This is a genomic window from Providencia sp. PROV252 (genome assembly GCF_033676005.1).
GTDB lineage: Bacteria > Pseudomonadota > Gammaproteobacteria > Enterobacterales > Enterobacteriaceae > Providencia > Providencia vermicola.
In genome coordinates, this window is the sequence record NZ_CP096295.1 from 199,599 (window position 1) to 214,417 (window position 14,819).

The 14,819-nt window shown below is 50.4% G+C and carries 26 protein-coding genes; all 26 read left to right on the forward strand.

The annotated features are described in order from the left end of the window. Positions 1-27 precede the first annotated feature (27 nt). The 26 genes from M1F05_RS22355 to M1F05_RS22480 all read left to right on the forward strand — a co-directional run bounded on the left by M1F05_RS22355 (position 28) and on the right by M1F05_RS22480 (position 14,812). Entirely contained in the window at positions 28-333 is a 306-nt protein-coding gene (locus M1F05_RS22355; RefSeq protein ID WP_162762190.1) for a hypothetical protein, read from the forward strand. A 9-nt stretch (positions 334-342) separates the two neighbouring features. After that, on the forward strand, positions 343-546 hold the full coding sequence (locus M1F05_RS22360; RefSeq protein ID WP_042847177.1) for a hypothetical protein: 204 nt from the start codon (positions 343-345) through the stop codon (positions 544-546). Between the two features lie 208 nt (positions 547-754). Further along, positions 755-1,195: a hypothetical protein gene (locus M1F05_RS22365; RefSeq protein ID WP_042847174.1), complete on the forward strand. Its 441-nt coding sequence runs from the start codon at positions 755-757 to the stop codon at positions 1,193-1,195. A gap of 63 nt (positions 1,196-1,258) precedes the next feature. Continuing rightward, the gene (locus tag M1F05_RS22370) at positions 1,259-1,462 is read left to right on the forward strand and encodes a hypothetical protein (RefSeq protein ID WP_042847172.1); all 204 of its coding nucleotides are present in this window, start codon (positions 1,259-1,261) and stop codon (positions 1,460-1,462) included. A gap of 50 nt (positions 1,463-1,512) precedes the next feature. Then, the gene (locus tag M1F05_RS22375) at positions 1,513-1,782 is read left to right on the forward strand and encodes a hypothetical protein (protein WP_042847169.1); all 270 of its coding nucleotides are present in this window, start codon (positions 1,513-1,515) and stop codon (positions 1,780-1,782) included. Next, entirely contained in the window at positions 1,779-2,015 is a 237-nt protein-coding gene (locus tag M1F05_RS22380; protein WP_042847168.1) for a hypothetical protein, read from the forward strand. The genes M1F05_RS22375 and M1F05_RS22380 overlap by 4 nt, the downstream gene beginning before the upstream one ends. 30 nt (positions 2,016-2,045) lie before the next feature. Continuing rightward, entirely contained in the window at positions 2,046-2,306 is a 261-nt protein-coding gene (locus tag M1F05_RS22385) for a hypothetical protein (RefSeq protein WP_042847166.1), read from the forward strand. Positions 2,307-2,411: 105 nt separating this feature from the next. Then, complete coding sequence (locus M1F05_RS22390; RefSeq protein ID WP_042847164.1) at positions 2,412-2,756, forward strand: hypothetical protein; 345 nt, start codon at positions 2,412-2,414, stop codon at positions 2,754-2,756. A 56-nt stretch (positions 2,757-2,812) separates the two neighbouring features. Further along, entirely contained in the window at positions 2,813-3,091 is a 279-nt protein-coding gene (locus tag M1F05_RS22395) for a hypothetical protein (protein ID WP_042847162.1), read from the forward strand. 215 nt (positions 3,092-3,306) lie between these two features. Then, positions 3,307-4,554 (forward strand): ParA family protein, encoded by a 1,248-nt coding sequence (locus M1F05_RS22400; protein WP_042847160.1) that lies wholly within the window; start codon positions 3,307-3,309, stop codon positions 4,552-4,554. A gap of 2 nt (positions 4,555-4,556) precedes the next feature. Continuing rightward, the gene (locus M1F05_RS22405) at positions 4,557-5,576 is read left to right on the forward strand and encodes a ParB family protein (protein ID WP_042847158.1); all 1,020 of its coding nucleotides are present in this window, start codon (positions 4,557-4,559) and stop codon (positions 5,574-5,576) included. Between the two features lie 276 nt (positions 5,577-5,852). Further along, the gene (locus tag M1F05_RS22410) at positions 5,853-6,131 is read left to right on the forward strand and encodes a hypothetical protein (protein ID WP_166268101.1); all 279 of its coding nucleotides are present in this window, start codon (positions 5,853-5,855) and stop codon (positions 6,129-6,131) included. A 17-nt stretch (positions 6,132-6,148) separates the two neighbouring features. Continuing rightward, positions 6,149-6,457 (forward strand): hypothetical protein, encoded by a 309-nt coding sequence (locus M1F05_RS22415; protein ID WP_042847153.1) that lies wholly within the window; start codon positions 6,149-6,151, stop codon positions 6,455-6,457. A gap of 106 nt (positions 6,458-6,563) precedes the next feature. Then, entirely contained in the window at positions 6,564-8,624 is a 2,061-nt protein-coding gene (dinG, locus tag M1F05_RS22420) for an ATP-dependent DNA helicase DinG (RefSeq protein ID WP_072035186.1), read from the forward strand. Between the two features lie 40 nt (positions 8,625-8,664). Beyond that, positions 8,665-9,345, forward strand: a complete 681-nt coding sequence (locus M1F05_RS22425; protein WP_052219373.1) for a hypothetical protein — start codon at positions 8,665-8,667, stop codon at positions 9,343-9,345. 78 nt (positions 9,346-9,423) lie between these two features. After that, positions 9,424-9,798: a hypothetical protein gene (locus M1F05_RS22430; RefSeq protein WP_042847151.1), complete on the forward strand. Its 375-nt coding sequence runs from the start codon at positions 9,424-9,426 to the stop codon at positions 9,796-9,798. Between the two features lie 57 nt (positions 9,799-9,855). Beyond that, on the forward strand, positions 9,856-10,167 hold the full coding sequence (locus M1F05_RS22435; RefSeq protein ID WP_042847150.1) for a hypothetical protein: 312 nt from the start codon (positions 9,856-9,858) through the stop codon (positions 10,165-10,167). Between the two features lie 177 nt (positions 10,168-10,344). Continuing rightward, the gene (locus M1F05_RS22440) at positions 10,345-10,674 is read left to right on the forward strand and encodes a glutaredoxin domain-containing protein (protein WP_052219372.1); all 330 of its coding nucleotides are present in this window, start codon (positions 10,345-10,347) and stop codon (positions 10,672-10,674) included. A gap of 13 nt (positions 10,675-10,687) precedes the next feature. Next, a complete protein-coding gene (locus M1F05_RS22445; protein ID WP_042847149.1) occupies positions 10,688-11,092 on the forward strand; it encodes a hypothetical protein in 405 nt (134 codons plus the stop codon). An 11-nt stretch (positions 11,093-11,103) separates the two neighbouring features. Next, positions 11,104-11,292: a hypothetical protein gene (locus M1F05_RS22450; RefSeq protein ID WP_042847147.1), complete on the forward strand. Its 189-nt coding sequence runs from the start codon at positions 11,104-11,106 to the stop codon at positions 11,290-11,292. Between the two features lie 22 nt (positions 11,293-11,314). Beyond that, a complete protein-coding gene (locus M1F05_RS22455) occupies positions 11,315-11,536 on the forward strand; it encodes a hypothetical protein (protein ID WP_042847145.1) in 222 nt (73 codons plus the stop codon). 10 nt (positions 11,537-11,546) lie between these two features. Continuing rightward, the gene (locus tag M1F05_RS22460) at positions 11,547-12,452 is read left to right on the forward strand and encodes a DNA cytosine methyltransferase (protein WP_080750912.1); all 906 of its coding nucleotides are present in this window, start codon (positions 11,547-11,549) and stop codon (positions 12,450-12,452) included. A gap of 14 nt (positions 12,453-12,466) precedes the next feature. Next, complete coding sequence (locus M1F05_RS22465) at positions 12,467-12,841, forward strand: hypothetical protein (protein ID WP_042847144.1); 375 nt, start codon at positions 12,467-12,469, stop codon at positions 12,839-12,841. Continuing rightward, on the forward strand, positions 12,841-13,365 hold the full coding sequence (locus tag M1F05_RS22470) for a hypothetical protein (RefSeq protein ID WP_042847142.1): 525 nt from the start codon (positions 12,841-12,843) through the stop codon (positions 13,363-13,365). Before M1F05_RS22465 ends, M1F05_RS22470 begins: the two co-directional genes overlap by 1 nt. A 108-nt stretch (positions 13,366-13,473) precedes the next feature. Continuing rightward, on the forward strand, positions 13,474-14,052 hold the full coding sequence (locus tag M1F05_RS22475) for a hypothetical protein (RefSeq protein ID WP_237072369.1): 579 nt from the start codon (positions 13,474-13,476) through the stop codon (positions 14,050-14,052). Then, positions 14,039-14,812, forward strand: a complete 774-nt coding sequence (locus M1F05_RS22480; protein ID WP_213914251.1) for a hypothetical protein — start codon at positions 14,039-14,041, stop codon at positions 14,810-14,812. Before M1F05_RS22475 ends, M1F05_RS22480 begins: the two co-directional genes overlap by 14 nt. The last annotated feature ends 7 nt before the right edge of the window (positions 14,813-14,819 follow it).

The window sequence follows — 14,819 nt, forward strand, 5'->3', positions numbered from 1 at the left end:
ATTGACGAACTGAAGGGCCTGATCGTAATGCTCCTGGAAGATGCAACGCGTATTCAGCAGTTGGAACCAAACGCCGGAACATCGGCACGCATTCAAGCCGCTAAAAAAGCCTTGGCCTCTGGAGTATTCGACACACTGTTAATGCTGGTGGCTTCCAATTATCGCTTAGCAATTGCAGAAGCTGGGTATGAGTATGTCATTGGCGCTGATGGTTCGCTGATTGTCAGGGATCCTGTCCAATGCAGTAACGGTGCTTTCAAGTGGGTGGAGCACAAAGACGTTGTTCTGCGTAGCAACGATGATGCTATGCAATTCCTCATTGAGCGAAGTTAGGGGGTAGGTATGTTTCCTCAGGGTATAGAGGTGCGCGCACACCGTTACACTCAGGCGGGTGGCAAGCGCATGGTGCAATACAGCACCCCAGGCACCAATGGTTGGCTGATCACTAACGGCAGCGTAAGTGACTTGGCAGATGTACAGTCACGGCACAATGCTTTGCTAATACATGCCCGCGATAACGGCCTATTGGTGAAATCCCTACACTGATTAGCCATTTCAAAACTCGATACCCTGCCCGAACGCGCGTCGAGCGGGGTATGTCTGCTTGCCAATTTTGCGGCCAAGAGTTTGGCTCTGGTTTTCCTGGGGAATGGGATGAAAGGGCGCGTATTTTTTATCGTGATTCACTTCGTCAGCAGTTCGGGTCGTGTGAGAATTTAATGAGTAAACAAAACAAATAACACGAGGAAAACCGATGCATACTTTAGCTGAGTTGTTACGTTACGCAGGTATCACTTCCCATAAACGTACCCTGCTATCCATCCGTCAGCACACGACCAATTGGGGTCGCTCCGGTCGCGGTGTGCGTCAGAAGCCTCGTTACACGGTCTGGTACGACACCGAAGACAATAACGACCGTATTGTCTTTACCTTCGATGCTGTGCTTAACCTCAAACGTACCGCGCCGGAAAAGCTGGCGGATATCGATATTCAAATCAGTCATTACAGTGGCTGGGATCCCGTGAAGCGCAGATTGACCGTCACCCACCCAGAACGCTACCTGAAGGTCGATGGCATGGTTGAAGGTGGCGGTGAGAAGACCAAAGCCCTCTGGCAAGAAATCATCGCGCTGACTGAAGGCATGGAACGTGACGATAAACTGAGTTCGTATGAGATCACGTTCCTCGCAGCTTAATTGACTGACGACTGACCGCTCCGGCGGTCACTCCCCCTTCCCTATACCAATAACGAGGCAATAATGGGATATGAGATAATCATCACCTCTGACGAGGAACAAGCTGTTTTCGATTCACTCTTGGCAAGCGCGCTTACGGGTGTGGCATCTACCCTTTGGGACAATAACCGTCCATCGGGGCCGAGGGATAGCGAAGCGGCTAACGTGGCATTCAATCTTGCTGAAGAAGCCTTTAAACTCAGACAGGCATATTGCCGTCGAGCGTAATTGTATCGCCTCCGGTTACGGGGGCTAATTTCCCAATCTGAGGAATTTGTATGAATTTCGGCACTCGTGAGTACCTGATCAATTATCTGATGAGCAATTTCAAAGAAGGCCAGATGATTGCCATCGATACACTGACGCTCGAAAACGTCGCGGATGTTGCTTCTGACCTTTCCCTGGAACGCGCCCTTACTCCAGCCGAACAGGTACAGGTGCTGAATGCGGTAGTCAGTGATTATGATGTGAATACTGGGGCTGGCTTTGACCATATTCGCAAAGAGATCGCAGCTCTGGGTATTGCCCAACAGGACGGTGACAAATGAAAAAGGGGCTGCGCAAATTTTACTGCACACTGCCAAATGGCAAAGTGCAAGAAGCGGAACTGACGTGGAAAGCTACCCATGCTGTTGCCTGCCGAACTGGAGAGCGTGACTGGTATGCGCACTCGTGGTGCTCTGCAAAATCTGCGGCGTTGCGCTGTGTCGAGTTAACGCAAAAGGAACAGGGCGCTGAAGTTGAGATCTTGGTCGTTAAAGAAGTTCCACCCGCTGCGTAGCGAGTGAATCAAGTCGCGTGAGGTAGAACAATGCTGATACTTACAACCGATCTCATTCCTGATATTTATGCCATACAAAAAATTCATGGGATGGTTCAAGTCATCGCTAATTTTGAAGCCAATAGGCGGGGAGTGATACCGTCAAGGCAAGCTCGCGTCGCATTGGAGGAATTAAGTGCGGCTGCATCCGAGGCGTCAAATGGCGAGGCGAATGCCGTGTACGGTGTTAAAGCAACACCACTCCTGAACGGCGGCATGCTGTATATCGGAACTGCGGTAACCCTCAAGTGATGCAGCGGTAATAAATATGTTTTTTTCATCCTTTTGCCTTCGTCACCGGTTGGTGCTGGTGGATACTGGAAGTCCAACAACTGATAACACAAACGAGGATACACCATGTCTCTGAACCCAACTCTGGTCGCGATGTTCATCTTCAGCAGCTTCAACGAAACCCGCGTCCCACTCATCGTGAATGATGACACCGCGCAGGAACGTATCGACTTCAACGTTGCTGGTGGTGGTGAAATCGAATGTGCCGATTGGATCCGTGAACTGGCTATCGACATCGTTGAAGAGTGCGATGAGACCTTCACCGGGAAAGAAGGGCCGGGCATCTGGTATTACGAAGTGGCTGAAGTTATCGGCGCTAAGATCGCGAACGATGCTAACGAGGGGCACGTTTACCAATGTGACATCGTTAAGTTCGCGCTGGAGCAAACCACCAGCTGGGTTAACTCCTAACGTCCATCCACCAGCCGCCTGCGGGCGGCTTCATTTTATCTGCCGGGAACTCTGCTATGGTCATTAGCAAACTGAAGGTGGGCGATACCGTATGGTCTATCACTCGCCACAAACTGGGGAGCACGAATATTCCCACCGTGTCTGTACACCCTGTCCTGATCGTCGAGGTCAATGAGACCAGTGTTATCGCAAGCTGGAATCACAACAAGCCGAAGCCGTTTGGCTTGAACTCCATCAAGGGATGGAAAAAAGAGAAACCTGTTCTGATCAAGGGGTTGTTTGGTAGTCAGCGCCTTGCCACAAGAGCGGAAGTCGCTGCGTTACAGACTCAATAATTCGTCAAACGTACATTCCCTCTCAAACACAGTAATGCCAGTGCATTGGAGGGGGTGACCTATCTTTTAAATGTGAAAACAACCCCCTTGTTCGCCAACCCCCACCCTGACATTCACGATGCGAATATTTAATAATTGTGCATTACAATGCACTTTTACCTTGTCTTGCGCTCAATTTGCATTAATAATAATGAAAAACAATTAGAGGGCTATTTATGTCAATTCTTGATCAAATCCTGGTCATCGGCCAGCGAATGAAAGCCGAGCAAATTTCTCTGAAAGAATCCATCACCGAAGCCAATACCATCAAGGTCACTGATGAGCAGGTAGATGGCTTAGATAGACTCATTTATAACCATTGCCTGAACAAAACGATGCTCGCTGATTTCTTCGGCAAGTCACGTAATACGTTCACTAAAATTCTGACCGAGTTACAAGATCAGAAAATTATTGGTGAGCCTATCTTCCAAAACAAAAACCACCTTTACACACGATTTGACGTGCAGGCCATCATGAATGAGTTGGGCGCGCCCCGTTACTCCGACATGTATGAGTCTCGGGTTATCGTCGTTGAAAACCACAAAGGTGGTACAGGCAAAAGTACCACGACCGCGACGATCGCCTTGGCGTCAGCTTTGGATTTAAATCTGAACGCGCGTTGCTGCATCATTGACCTTGACCCCCAAGGGTCTATCGGTAACAACCTGATCCGCTCCACCAGCGAAGATGATATCTATCTGACTATCACTGATGTGCTGTTAGCCGAATACGAGCCTGAGGGTGATTTCTCACAGTACATCAACGCCGGTTACTCAGAAGCGGACATCATTGCCAACATTCCGTTTAGCACTCACCTGCCAAATATGGACGTCATCACGGCCTTCCCTACTGATGACCGTTTTACTGATACCTATTGGCGGTTGAACAAGGAAGAGCGCAATACGCTTTTAACGCGCTTTAGAGATGTTGTTATCCCTGTGCTGAAACAGCATTACGACCTAATCTTCATCGACACCCCACCGCAGGACTCACCAATTATCTGGTCTACGAACGAAGCCGCCGACGCCCTTCTCGTTCCTATCACTCCGCGTGAATATGACTTTGCATCCACGACGAACTACATGTTGACGATCGGCGCTCGTCTGCAACAACTTCCATCCAGGGGTGAAAACATCAAATGGATGAAGGTGCTGGCTGTTAATGTCGATGATAAAAGCCAGCACGAAGTTCGCACTCTGAATAAGCTGGTGCGAACTGTGCAGGACAAGTTTATGACTACGAACATCAAACACTCTGAAGCGTTTGTTGCTGCGGCCGAACGAGGCCGCACCGTCTTGGATATCAAGAAGTCAGAAGACCTGTGCCCTGCAAAACAATTTGACATGGCAGAAATGTCAGTCACTTCTGTGTATCAGCAATTTATTAATGAAATCAAAAGTTTTTCGGCGAAAAGTGAGAAATAAAAATGACCGACGTAGAAAGAGGCACAAGCAAGGATATGTATCTGGGTGCAGGCAAGCGAACCGGCTTTGAGCAAAAAAGCGGATTACCACCACTGCGGGGTGCAGGCGCACCTAAGAGAACATTCACCTTAAAAGATGGCCGTAAAGTCGATGCCGAGCATGTTGTCGTTCCTGGCAGTAAAGTATCTGAGCAAACAGTGGTTCACGCCCTCAACCCACGCAACCAGGAAGCGCTCGACGAGAACTCCATGCGTGACATCCTTGAGCAGATCAGGGAAAGAGGGGTGGATACCGAAGGTATCGCTGTCCGCGTAGATGGAATCTATCAACTCATTGAAGGTAGCCGACGCCGCTACTGCTGTGAAAAGCTATCAGCTGATTTACCGCTGTGGGTATTACCAAACGATATCTCAAACGAAGATATCTTCTCTATCATCAGCGCCGCACAAAGCTCTCGCAAATTCTCGTATCGCGAAGTTGGTATGCAGTATTTGAAACTGATGGAAGAGAATGGTTTCACGACCAATGAGGAACTTGCGCAGCATATCGGCATTAGTACCGAGTCTGTCCGTAAGCGGATTCAAGCTGCCCAAATCGACCCTCGCCTGATCGCTCTGTTCCCAGATTGCGAAGGTATCCCGAATACTTTCTATAGCCGTTTAGCGAAGGTGCAGGGTTCGGCGAAGAAGGAAATGATCGACATTGGTGAGCTGTGCCAGGAAGTCCAAGACAACCGTAAGGACAAGCCTGTTGAGAATATTCAGGAGACGCAGAAAGATATCCTGGAAGAAGTAGCCACTATGTTGGAAATCATGGCTGATAAAGCGAAGCCCGCCGCTGCATGGAAAACATCTGATATTGTCGCATTCGAGAACAAGGATCAGTATGCACGAATCAGTTACAGTGGTAACGGCCGGAAAGTCCGCTTTGAGTTTAACAGGCTCAATCAAAAAGTCGTCGAAGACATAGAGCGTCTGATACGTCTGAAGCTAACAAAAAGTCTTCAGGAAGACAGTGAGTAAGTTCTTTTCTAAGCCACCTACCCCGGTGGCTTTTTCTTTACAGCCCTCCCCTCCCCTCATTTCCTGTAGCAAAAACCATTTTTTTCGCCAAAAAAACCAAAGTTTAAAATCGCTTAATAAACAGCGTGTTACGATAGAATATCAACTAAAGCAGAAGAAAAACCAATAAAAACCACCCCCTTGTTCGCCAAAACAAAAAACACCTCCATCCCCCTTCGTCAACTGTAGAACTGCTGGATAATAGAACTCAATACCGCCCTTACTCGTGGATTAAAAATGCAGATCTCAAAGACAACCCATAGCTTTGCCGAGCGTCGCGGTTTGGAACTGACGACCGAAAATAACGACGGTACCGAGTTGCTGTGTATTTGGGAAACCAATAACGATTGGGAGTGGATTTGCAGCTTCCAACCAACTCAAGATCAGCTGGTATTCTTCGGTAATATCTACCTGCCCCAGGAATGCCTGAACGCCATCCCGGCTATCATCGCCGATGAAACTCAGCTGCGTGCGGTGCTCACCAAAATTGCCGAATCACTGAAAACCAAATCCTGACGCTGGAAAGGAAAATCATGAAGACGTGGACGCCGAACGAGAACATCACACAGGTCATTCTGGCATTTGGGCCTCCGGACATTGAAAAGTTTCTGCCAAAATGGGATCTCATCCCTGACGAATTCAAACAGGGAAAGAACCCCTGGATTGCATTCATTGAGCGTTGGTTTTACCACGGGCTTGAATGCCCACCAGCAGCCAAGGAAGGTGTCGAACTGAAATGGGCGCTGGCGCATATCGTGGTTATCCTGAAAAGCTTCGACCCGAAGCACGAACAAAAGATTGCCGGGTGCGCCTATCTTGCCTCGCTCTGGTTTGTGGAGTAAGTGAACTAAACCGCCTTTGTGGCGGTTTAATTTTGGATGTCACTTTGTCAGCGCTGGTGGTGCGATAAAATTAAATCAGTAAATAATAAATCTATGGGATAGAACGATGAGCAGCAAAACCAAATTGACCGCCGAAGAACAAACGGCAAAAGCATACAGCAACTTCCTGGAATCCAAGGGACTGAAGCCGCGTGCTGGTCAACAAGACATGATCCGCTTTTGCTCATCCATCATTACCAACATTCCCGAAGATAACGACAAGCCTATTGTCGGTGTAGTTGAAGCCGGTACCGGCACCGGTAAAACGCTGGGGTACTGCCTGCCGCTGATCCCGTTGGCGATGGAAAAGGGAAAGACTCTCGTTCTGTCTACAGCAACCGTGGCGCTTCAGGAGCAAGTTGTCGTTAAAGACCTGCCGGAAATCCAAAGCCAGGGCGGTCTTAAATTTTCATACGCTATGGCGAAAGGTCGTGGCCGTTACTTCTGCCGACTGCGCTACGATGCGCACGTCGATGCCGAGCATAATGCGTATGGTTACGTTCGCGACGACATGACGAGTCTGGGTAACGAATTCGCAAGTGGTGACTGGAATGGTGAGCGTGATACATATCCGCTGGAGCTTGCCGACAAATCCTGGAACAAAGTTAATGCGGTCGCCAGCCAGTGCCCTAAGATTAAATGCCCGCATTACAAAAACTGCCCCTTCTTTGCCGCGCGTAGCCGACTGGAAGAAGTCGATGTGGTGATAGCTAACCACGATATCGTTTTGAGCGATCTGTCTTTGGGTGGTGGTGTCATCCTGCCACCGCCGAAAGAAACCATCTACGTTTTCGACGAAGGCCATCACCTTACAAGTAAGGCCATTGAGCACTTTGCCGCAAATGCCTCGTTGGATAACACGGCGCGCTGGTTGGGTGACGTCAGTGACATGGTGATGGACATGCAGACCCCTTACGGTGAGAAGATGAATGACCACGTTTACAAGCTGGTGGCGCTGGCATCGGACACGGCTGCCGAGATGATGACAGTTCGCGGAACTCTTTTATCTTCACTCAACTTCCGGAACGACCACGGTAACATTGACGTCTATCGGTTCCCTGAAGGTGACGTACCCAATGATGTGCGCGCACTGTTTAAAAACGGGCTGTACCTGGCAAACCAAATGCAGAGTTTGGTTGAGAAAATGATAATCATCATTGATGAGGCAGGCGATAAAATTGTCGCTGAGGATAATGCCCGCCACAAAATGGCTATCGGTGATTTAAAGAACCGTGTAGAAAACTTGCTTGAAGCGATGAGTCGTTTTGCTGCCCCGGCGAAGAAAGGTGAGTTTGCAGTACCGGTAGCGCGCTGGGTAAACATCAAGCGTGACAATAAATCCGAGGTCATTATTCATAGCAGCCCAGTGCATGCTGGTGAGCAATTGGATAGAGAGCTGTGGAACGAAGCCTATGGGGTGATCATTACTTCAGCGACTTTGCGGACAATGGGCAACTTCAATGCCTACCTGAATGAAGCGGGTTTGAAAATGGACACGCCAACGTTGCTGGCGAGAAGCCCGTTCGACTACGAGAACAACGGTGTTCTGTTCGTACCCAGGATGCGCAGTACCCCAAAGAATGCCGAGGCGCATACCGATGAGCTGATCGAGTTGATGCCTAAGCTGATGTTACGGCGTAAAGGATGTCTGGTGCTGTTTTCATCCCGCAAGCAAATGACAGAGGTGTGTGAGGGTATGCCGGAGGACATCAAAGAGCACATCCTCATGCAGACCACGATGCCGAAAACGGAAATCGTTTCCCGTCATAAGCTGCGTATTGATCGTGGCGAGCCAAGCATTATCTTCGGCATGGCCTCTTTCAGTGAAGGCGTGGACCTGCCTGGGGATTACTGCGATAACGTGATTATTGCCAAGCTGCCATTTAGCGTACCGAGCGATCCGGTTAGTCAGACGATGACTGAGTGGATGGAGAAGGCGGGGCGTAACACCTTTGAAGAAATAACCGTTCCTCAGGCGTGTATCAAACTTATCCAGGCTGTGGGGCGACTCATCCGAACCGAGACCGATACAGGTGCAGTGACGATACTGGACTCTCGCATCAAGAACACACGGTACGGCCAGAACATTCTCGACTCGCTTCCGCCGTTTCGCCGTGTGATCAGATAGTGGTATCATTCGGTAAACAAAACGAATGAATAGGTGTGTAATGGAAAAGTATGAAAGTGTCATCACTGTGGTATTTCAGTTTGTAGGCAAAGTGCCCGCACCTTTTTCCACAAGCAGCCTGTTTGCCGAAAACCTACTGAAGGGCGAGAAACTGTGGAATGACCCTGGGACAGCAGGCAACCTGATGCTGCAAAAAATTCTGGCAGAGCAGGGCGCAGCCGATCACGACGATGGTAAAATTCATACTCGCACTACGGAGCTGAAAACACACGATGAACGTATGGCTTTCCAAAAGCTGGTGGGTTTGCCGCCTTACAGCGATTTGACCAATGCCGTAGGTATCCTGATCGGTGGACTGGAGAAAGCAGGGCGGTTGATTAGTGTGAAAACCACTTCAGCCACCCCGCTACCAAACGGGGAAACTATTATCTCTACCCGTGATGCACAACGTCGTTTGTTCTTCATGAACCAGCACGGGATATGCTTTACGGTAGATAGCCAGTTACTGATCGCTGTCGATAAACTGGAAGGAGCAAAGTTCTTCGCCACAGAAGAAGAGCTGGACGCTGCTGGTGTTAAGCTTTGGGGTGAGAATGGTACAGGTCGCTGGCGCGTGCTGGTGGCTCCGATCGGGGAAGAGATTTGCGGCCTCTTTGAATTCGGCGAGATGACGACCTTGGGTAAACGGCCGGAGGGCAGGATTAACGAACTGTCGTTGTAAGGCAAATCCCACTATGCATAGAAAGCACCTTTTTTGGTGCTTTTTTTGTTTTAGCTATTCGTCAGCGGGTGGAGTGGGATGATACTGATTGCAGGTAAACAAAACAAACAACATAAGGGAATCATCATGAAAACTCTTCTTGCTGCTCTGCGTGTTACTGATCAGGTTCAGCCTGATATTGCTATCCCGGCTTCAGGTAAAACTACTGGCTTTACCTACGACGCTGCCAAGATCGGTTCGTTCAAAGGTGAAACCATTGCTATTTATCCGGCCTGGTCAAAACCTAACTCACACGGCGCGGCCGGTAACCCAACTGAATTCTACGGTGGCTTGCCGCTGTATTCGACCAAGCTACTTGCCTATCAGGCACTGCGTAACGAAATCGAAAAGCGTTTCGCTGCACAGCTTCAGGCGATTGATAAACAGATCCTGGCACTGGAAGACCGTCCATAACCAATAGGGCAGGGGGGTTCCCCCTGTTTATGACAACCACCAGCTGAGGAACGAAAAATGAAAGAACAAGAACTGGTCACCAAAGCGGAACAGCTTATTCAGCGCAATGATGGTTCGCAGGCAAAAATTGTTGCTACGGCAATGTTTGGCGCTGGCCTGCACATGTCGGTCGATGTCTTCGTGCTTCGCCGCGATAGCGCTGACCAGAATTGGCAGCTTTGTAACGACAGGCCACATCCGGATTACAAAACCATGTCCCGTGAGGATTACGTTAAGTTCGGGCGCTCCGAAATGCTGCGCACAGTCACCGCTGGAGAACTGTTGAAGGTCACTGGGATGATCGGTCAACCACTTTCCAATTATCAGTAAAAGCACGGTTGCAGCGCCCCCCATTTTTCCACCAAACATCATGCGGGCCTGGCGTTTTAAAATACCAAAATAAAAGCATCTTTCGAGGTGCTTTTTTTATGTCAAATGCTTCGTCAGCCGTTGGGGGGAGGGGATACTGGTTGCAGGTAAACAAACTAACCGATAACAGGGGTCACCATGAAAGTCATTATCTTCAGCCTCCCAAATTGCCAGCCTTGCCGTATGACCAAAGAGCGCCTGGCCGCAAACGGTGTTGAGTTCGTAGAAGGCAGCATCGAAATTCATCGCGAGCTGTTCCGCAATATGGGCTTCAAGTCTGCGCCGGTTGTGCTGGTGGAGCCTGATGCAGGCGAAGCGGTGTCCTGGTCGGGTTATCGCCCCGATTGTATCAAGGCGCTGATTGACGGAAAGCCAGAAGGCGATGCTATCTCTGGTTATACCCGGATGTGTGTCATGATCGAGATGCGCGAGCCTGAACTGTTTTCGGCTCCTGGCGAAGCCAAGTAAGAAGGTGAATGCCGTGAGCTATCAAACCGTCGCAATCCCTCCAGCCTTAGGGCTTCAACCACCAAGCGGGGCTGACGTTGTCTTGCTCGCCGAGCTGACACAAGCGCTGGTGGATGCAAAAGTCGAAATGAAAGTGATGCTGGAGCCTATCAACTGGACGCCGCCTTCCGGCCGTCCGGTGATGTACCGACAGGACGCTATCGACGTACTGTTTAAAGCCGGGGTTCCTGTTGATGCGGGCGAAGTAGTGTCGGCCACCAGCAATGCCGTGCAGCCGATCGACGATGCCGAGCTGGAAGCGCTGCTGGATATGCGTGACGAAATGGCTGGCACAGATTCGTTTTACAAAGCGCTGGATGGCGCGCTGGATGGCATTCTGGCTCGCCTGTATGCCGCTGAACGTCAAACCAATCACTAAGAGTATCGATAATGACTGTACACGACTTTGTATCAGGAGCGAGTGGCATTTCACCCTTTGCCATTGTTATGTTGGCCTTTTTCATCCTCTTTTTCGTCGTAGCGTGCTGTATCCCTCGCCCATCATTGGGTCTGATGGTGGCGGGCGGAATTGCTGGGCTGGGTGCAATTGCCACAATTCTTTGGATTAACTTTGCTTAGACCTTAAGGCGATTTGTCATTAATGGGCCATTTAAACCAGATTTTATCGGCTATCGGTAAAACACCAGAAGGGCACGCTACCCTGGGTTATTTTCTTCTTGGGCTGATGAGTGTGATATTCGGTTGGGCCCTTTTTCAATTCAACAGCGAGAATGACATTCCTAAACGTTACCGCGTGATGTTGTCACTTTCTCTCTGTGCAATATGGCTGAGCATAGCCATAGAAATCATCGACCATCTCTGAGGAAAGTCGAATGTCACCAGTTCTGATGAACAGTTATTTTTGCGGTGCCGGGCTGATGGATATCGGCCTGAAGAATGCCGGTATTCAGATCGCCCAGTCTTTCGAACTGGACGAAGATGCCGTTAAGACCTATCGCCACAACCTGGGCGACCATATCAAACACTGCGATATCACACAGGAAATGGTGCTGGAGCAGGATAGCTGCCACGGCATGTCGTTTACCTATCCCTGTACGAAGTATTCGACGATCGGCGACATCCACGGCACGCGAACGGGTGATGAGCTATTCCTTCACGCACTGCGCCACCTGGCTGTCGCCCGGCCTGAGTTCTATGTCATTGAAAACGTGCCGGGCATGCAGGCTTTCCCGGTCGTTATGGAAGCCATGACCAAGCTGGCGGGCTATTTCATTCAGGTATTCTGCCCCGTGAAATCTGAGCTGTGGGTACCGCAGCGTCGGCACCGCCTGATCATCATTGGCACACGACGCCCGTTCGATATCCGCCCGCCGGAAAATACGCGCCCAATCCCCCTCAGCGCGATTTTAGAGGATAACCCGGATGTTCGTATCCCTAAGTCGGTAGAAACACGCCTACAGGGCGGATATCGCGATTTACCCATCATTAGCGACCCGGCCAAAGACGATATCGCGCCGACGTGTGTAGCTCACTATGCAAAGGATAAATCGACACGATTAGTCGTTGATAAACGTTTCCCTCTGGGAGCGCGTCCGTATTCAGTGCGTGAATATGCACGTTTGCAAGGGGTTCCAGACTGGTTTGAATTCCCGGTATGCGATACCTCCGCGTATAAGCAGATCGGTAACGGTGTCAGCACCTACGTCGGCGAGTGGGTAGGGATTGAGATGATCCGCTACATGGCGCAGGTTAGCGATAAGTTTTCCCTCATTCATTAACCCTGGAGAAAAAGATGAAATTAACGGAAGAGCAAAAAGCCGACCGTCGGGAACTTGCCATGCTGGTTCAGTATGCCGCTTTGGCATACGCACTGTTTGGTGCAGGCGTCGCGGGAATTCTGGGAGCGTTGGATATCAACTCACTGTGGATGGGAGTCGCGATTGCGCTGGTTTCTCATGTTCTCATTTTTTCCAGGCCTTCTGTCCGAGAGAACTTCCCTGAAACCATCTATTGGTTATCGCTGTGGGCGTGTGCCCTTGGCGGGCCGATCGTGATCGGTTTCGGTCCCTTTGAACCACCGTTTAAAAACCCACTCATTATGGCCGCGCTGATTGTGTTCATCGTTACAGCGCTATACCGTCGGCAGGAAAAAAAGGATATGCAGTAATGAGCCACTCACCAGCTAAAACCACCAGCGAACAGATACTGGAAGCGGGGCTGCGGATAATTCACACCTGCACGCACAGCGATCACCAGGGGTATTATGTGATAGGCAAAAACAGGGCTGTCTTATCCGATTGTGCAACGGTTAAGGCCTATGACGGCGGGGCTGTATCGGTTGAGTATTTCCGTCCTGGCAATATCCCCCTGGTGGTCGTTAACAATGATGATTGGCTCAAAATCATCACTCACCTGTTAAATGAGCCACCTGCACCATCATCGCTAGGCCGGATCCCTTTAGAACTGGTGAATTTTCTGGAGAAGATTGCGGGGCAAACACTGTCGCCTGAAGCCCGCATCCGCGCGCGCGATCTGGCTGAAGGTGAGTGCTTTAAAAATGAAGTGCTCACGTTAACGACGCTGTTCAACGTCTGGATGAGGGATCCGCTGCTGACTGAGTTCGTCTCGCCGCTGAAGCAATATACATTGCCAGGAGAGCACGCCAAACATTTCTGGTCATGTTGCAAATGACAGGGGCGAAAGCCCCTTTTTTTGTACCTGCAATAGCTTCGTTGGCTGAGAGGGCGGGGCGATACTGGTTGTGGAATATAAGCGCCCTTTGGATGGAAAAACGAAACAATGACTACTGAACAGAAACCCTCGCTCGCGACCGGTGCGCCATTAAACGCGGAAACCTGGGCTGATTTTGTCTCCCGCCTGAAATATCACTGCGTCGGCAAAGGCGTTGATGAGCACTGTACCGCAGACCCGTTGTTCGTCGTTCAAAAGAAACGCCTGATCACGGGGCTGGATATGGACTACATCGAAGACCGGCTGGTGGCCATAGATGATGCTCGCTGGTTTAGCCCCCAAGAATACTGGGATGACCTGGATACGGACGAGCGAAACGAGCTCAACCAAAAATGCCAGGCCGAATACCAAGCTGATTTTCTGGCTATTCGCGTCGATCAGCAATGGGATGTGCTCGGCGAGTTACCAGAGCATACCGTAACCGGCTACGTCTGGGAGTGGGAATACGTCAACGCACACTTCACGCGCGAAGCCGCGCAGGCCTTCATTCAACGCAAAAAGCACGACTACAACAAGTTGGAAATTTTCGTCGATTCGCAGTATTGGGCGAAGGAGTTCAACACCATCCGCGACGCCATTTTGACTGGCAAACTGGTATATCAGGAGAAGAAAGATGACACCAATTGAGATCCAAGGTCTGCTGGACGGCAAATGCATTCCTCGCGACATGAAGGTCAACGAGCCGCTGGTGAATTATCTGGCGCGCAAATTGACTGAAGGCGAGCAGATGCGCGCTGAGAACATCCATCTGGTGGAAGAGCTCAAGCGCGTGACCGACGGTTTGGAGTTTTTCTCCTACAGTACCGACGGCGGTTACGATGAGCACGACAGCGCCGACAAAGCCCGAAAAGCCGCTGAAGAGCATATCGACTACTACCGGGGAGAGGCCTGTGACGGCTGGCCTGAAGAAACAGACCAGGTTGTTTGGGGTATCGTCGTGCAACGCGCCAGTCAGACCGACCTGCGCGAAGTGGGGCCGGAAGACAGCGTGGGCCGTCACATCACTCAGGTTTGTGACTATGCACTGATGCCTGCACTGGAAAACAGCCCGACGAAAGGTTACATCCCGACGTCTGAAGTGGAACAGCTGATGGCTGAAGGTAAAATGCTGAAAGATGCTCATGCGGCCATTCTTGAGCACATCGACGTGACGGACAAAGGCGCGGCCGGTACTGCGGCTATGATCGCAAACGACGCTCTCCACAACACGGACTACCCGGCGATTGAACGCGGCCTGCGGAAAATCAAGAAGGATGCCACCATCGCAGCGGCAAACCATGCCGGTAACATTGCGCAGGAAATGACGCGTGAAACTAGCCAGGAAGTTGTCAAGGCCGTCGGTCGTCGCCTCCTTGTGCTGGCGGAACATGTAGGGAACGGCCAATGAACAACCT

Coding starts and splice junctions, on each gene's coding strand:
- M1F05_RS22375 (WP_042847169.1), top strand. CDS start 1,513: ATGAATTTCGGCACTCGTGAGTACCTGATCAATTATCTGATGAGCAAT.
- M1F05_RS22370 (WP_042847172.1), top strand. CDS start 1,259: ATGGGATATGAGATAATCATCACCTCTGACGAGGAACAAGCTGTTTTC.
- M1F05_RS22395 (WP_042847162.1), top strand. CDS start 2,813: ATGGTCATTAGCAAACTGAAGGTGGGCGATACCGTATGGTCTATCACT.
- dinG (WP_072035186.1), top strand. CDS start 6,564: ATGAGCAGCAAAACCAAATTGACCGCCGAAGAACAAACGGCAAAAGCA.
- M1F05_RS22430 (WP_042847151.1), top strand. CDS start 9,424: ATGATACTGATTGCAGGTAAACAAAACAAACAACATAAGGGAATCATC.
- M1F05_RS22380 (WP_042847168.1), top strand. CDS start 1,779: ATGAAAAAGGGGCTGCGCAAATTTTACTGCACACTGCCAAATGGCAAA.
- M1F05_RS22355 (WP_162762190.1), top strand. CDS start 28: ATGCTCCTGGAAGATGCAACGCGTATTCAGCAGTTGGAACCAAACGCC.
- M1F05_RS22435 (WP_042847150.1), top strand. CDS start 9,856: ATGAAAGAACAAGAACTGGTCACCAAAGCGGAACAGCTTATTCAGCGC.
- M1F05_RS22415 (WP_042847153.1), top strand. CDS start 6,149: ATGAAGACGTGGACGCCGAACGAGAACATCACACAGGTCATTCTGGCA.
- M1F05_RS22425 (WP_052219373.1), top strand. CDS start 8,665: ATGGAAAAGTATGAAAGTGTCATCACTGTGGTATTTCAGTTTGTAGGC.
- M1F05_RS22455 (WP_042847145.1), top strand. CDS start 11,315: ATGGGCCATTTAAACCAGATTTTATCGGCTATCGGTAAAACACCAGAA.
- M1F05_RS22470 (WP_042847142.1), top strand. CDS start 12,841: ATGAGCCACTCACCAGCTAAAACCACCAGCGAACAGATACTGGAAGCG.
- M1F05_RS22450 (WP_042847147.1), top strand. CDS start 11,104: ATGACTGTACACGACTTTGTATCAGGAGCGAGTGGCATTTCACCCTTT.
- M1F05_RS22480 (WP_213914251.1), top strand. CDS start 14,039: ATGACACCAATTGAGATCCAAGGTCTGCTGGACGGCAAATGCATTCCT.
- M1F05_RS22440 (WP_052219372.1), top strand. CDS start 10,345: ATGAAAGTCATTATCTTCAGCCTCCCAAATTGCCAGCCTTGCCGTATG.
- M1F05_RS22475 (WP_237072369.1), top strand. CDS start 13,474: ATGACTACTGAACAGAAACCCTCGCTCGCGACCGGTGCGCCATTAAAC.
- M1F05_RS22405 (WP_042847158.1), top strand. CDS start 4,557: ATGACCGACGTAGAAAGAGGCACAAGCAAGGATATGTATCTGGGTGCA.
- M1F05_RS22460 (WP_080750912.1), top strand. CDS start 11,547: ATGTCACCAGTTCTGATGAACAGTTATTTTTGCGGTGCCGGGCTGATG.
- M1F05_RS22390 (WP_042847164.1), top strand. CDS start 2,412: ATGTCTCTGAACCCAACTCTGGTCGCGATGTTCATCTTCAGCAGCTTC.
- M1F05_RS22465 (WP_042847144.1), top strand. CDS start 12,467: ATGAAATTAACGGAAGAGCAAAAAGCCGACCGTCGGGAACTTGCCATG.
- M1F05_RS22400 (WP_042847160.1), top strand. CDS start 3,307: ATGTCAATTCTTGATCAAATCCTGGTCATCGGCCAGCGAATGAAAGCC.
- M1F05_RS22365 (WP_042847174.1), top strand. CDS start 755: ATGCATACTTTAGCTGAGTTGTTACGTTACGCAGGTATCACTTCCCAT.
- M1F05_RS22385 (WP_042847166.1), top strand. CDS start 2,046: ATGCTGATACTTACAACCGATCTCATTCCTGATATTTATGCCATACAA.
- M1F05_RS22360 (WP_042847177.1), top strand. CDS start 343: ATGTTTCCTCAGGGTATAGAGGTGCGCGCACACCGTTACACTCAGGCG.
- M1F05_RS22410 (WP_166268101.1), top strand. CDS start 5,853: ATGCAGATCTCAAAGACAACCCATAGCTTTGCCGAGCGTCGCGGTTTG.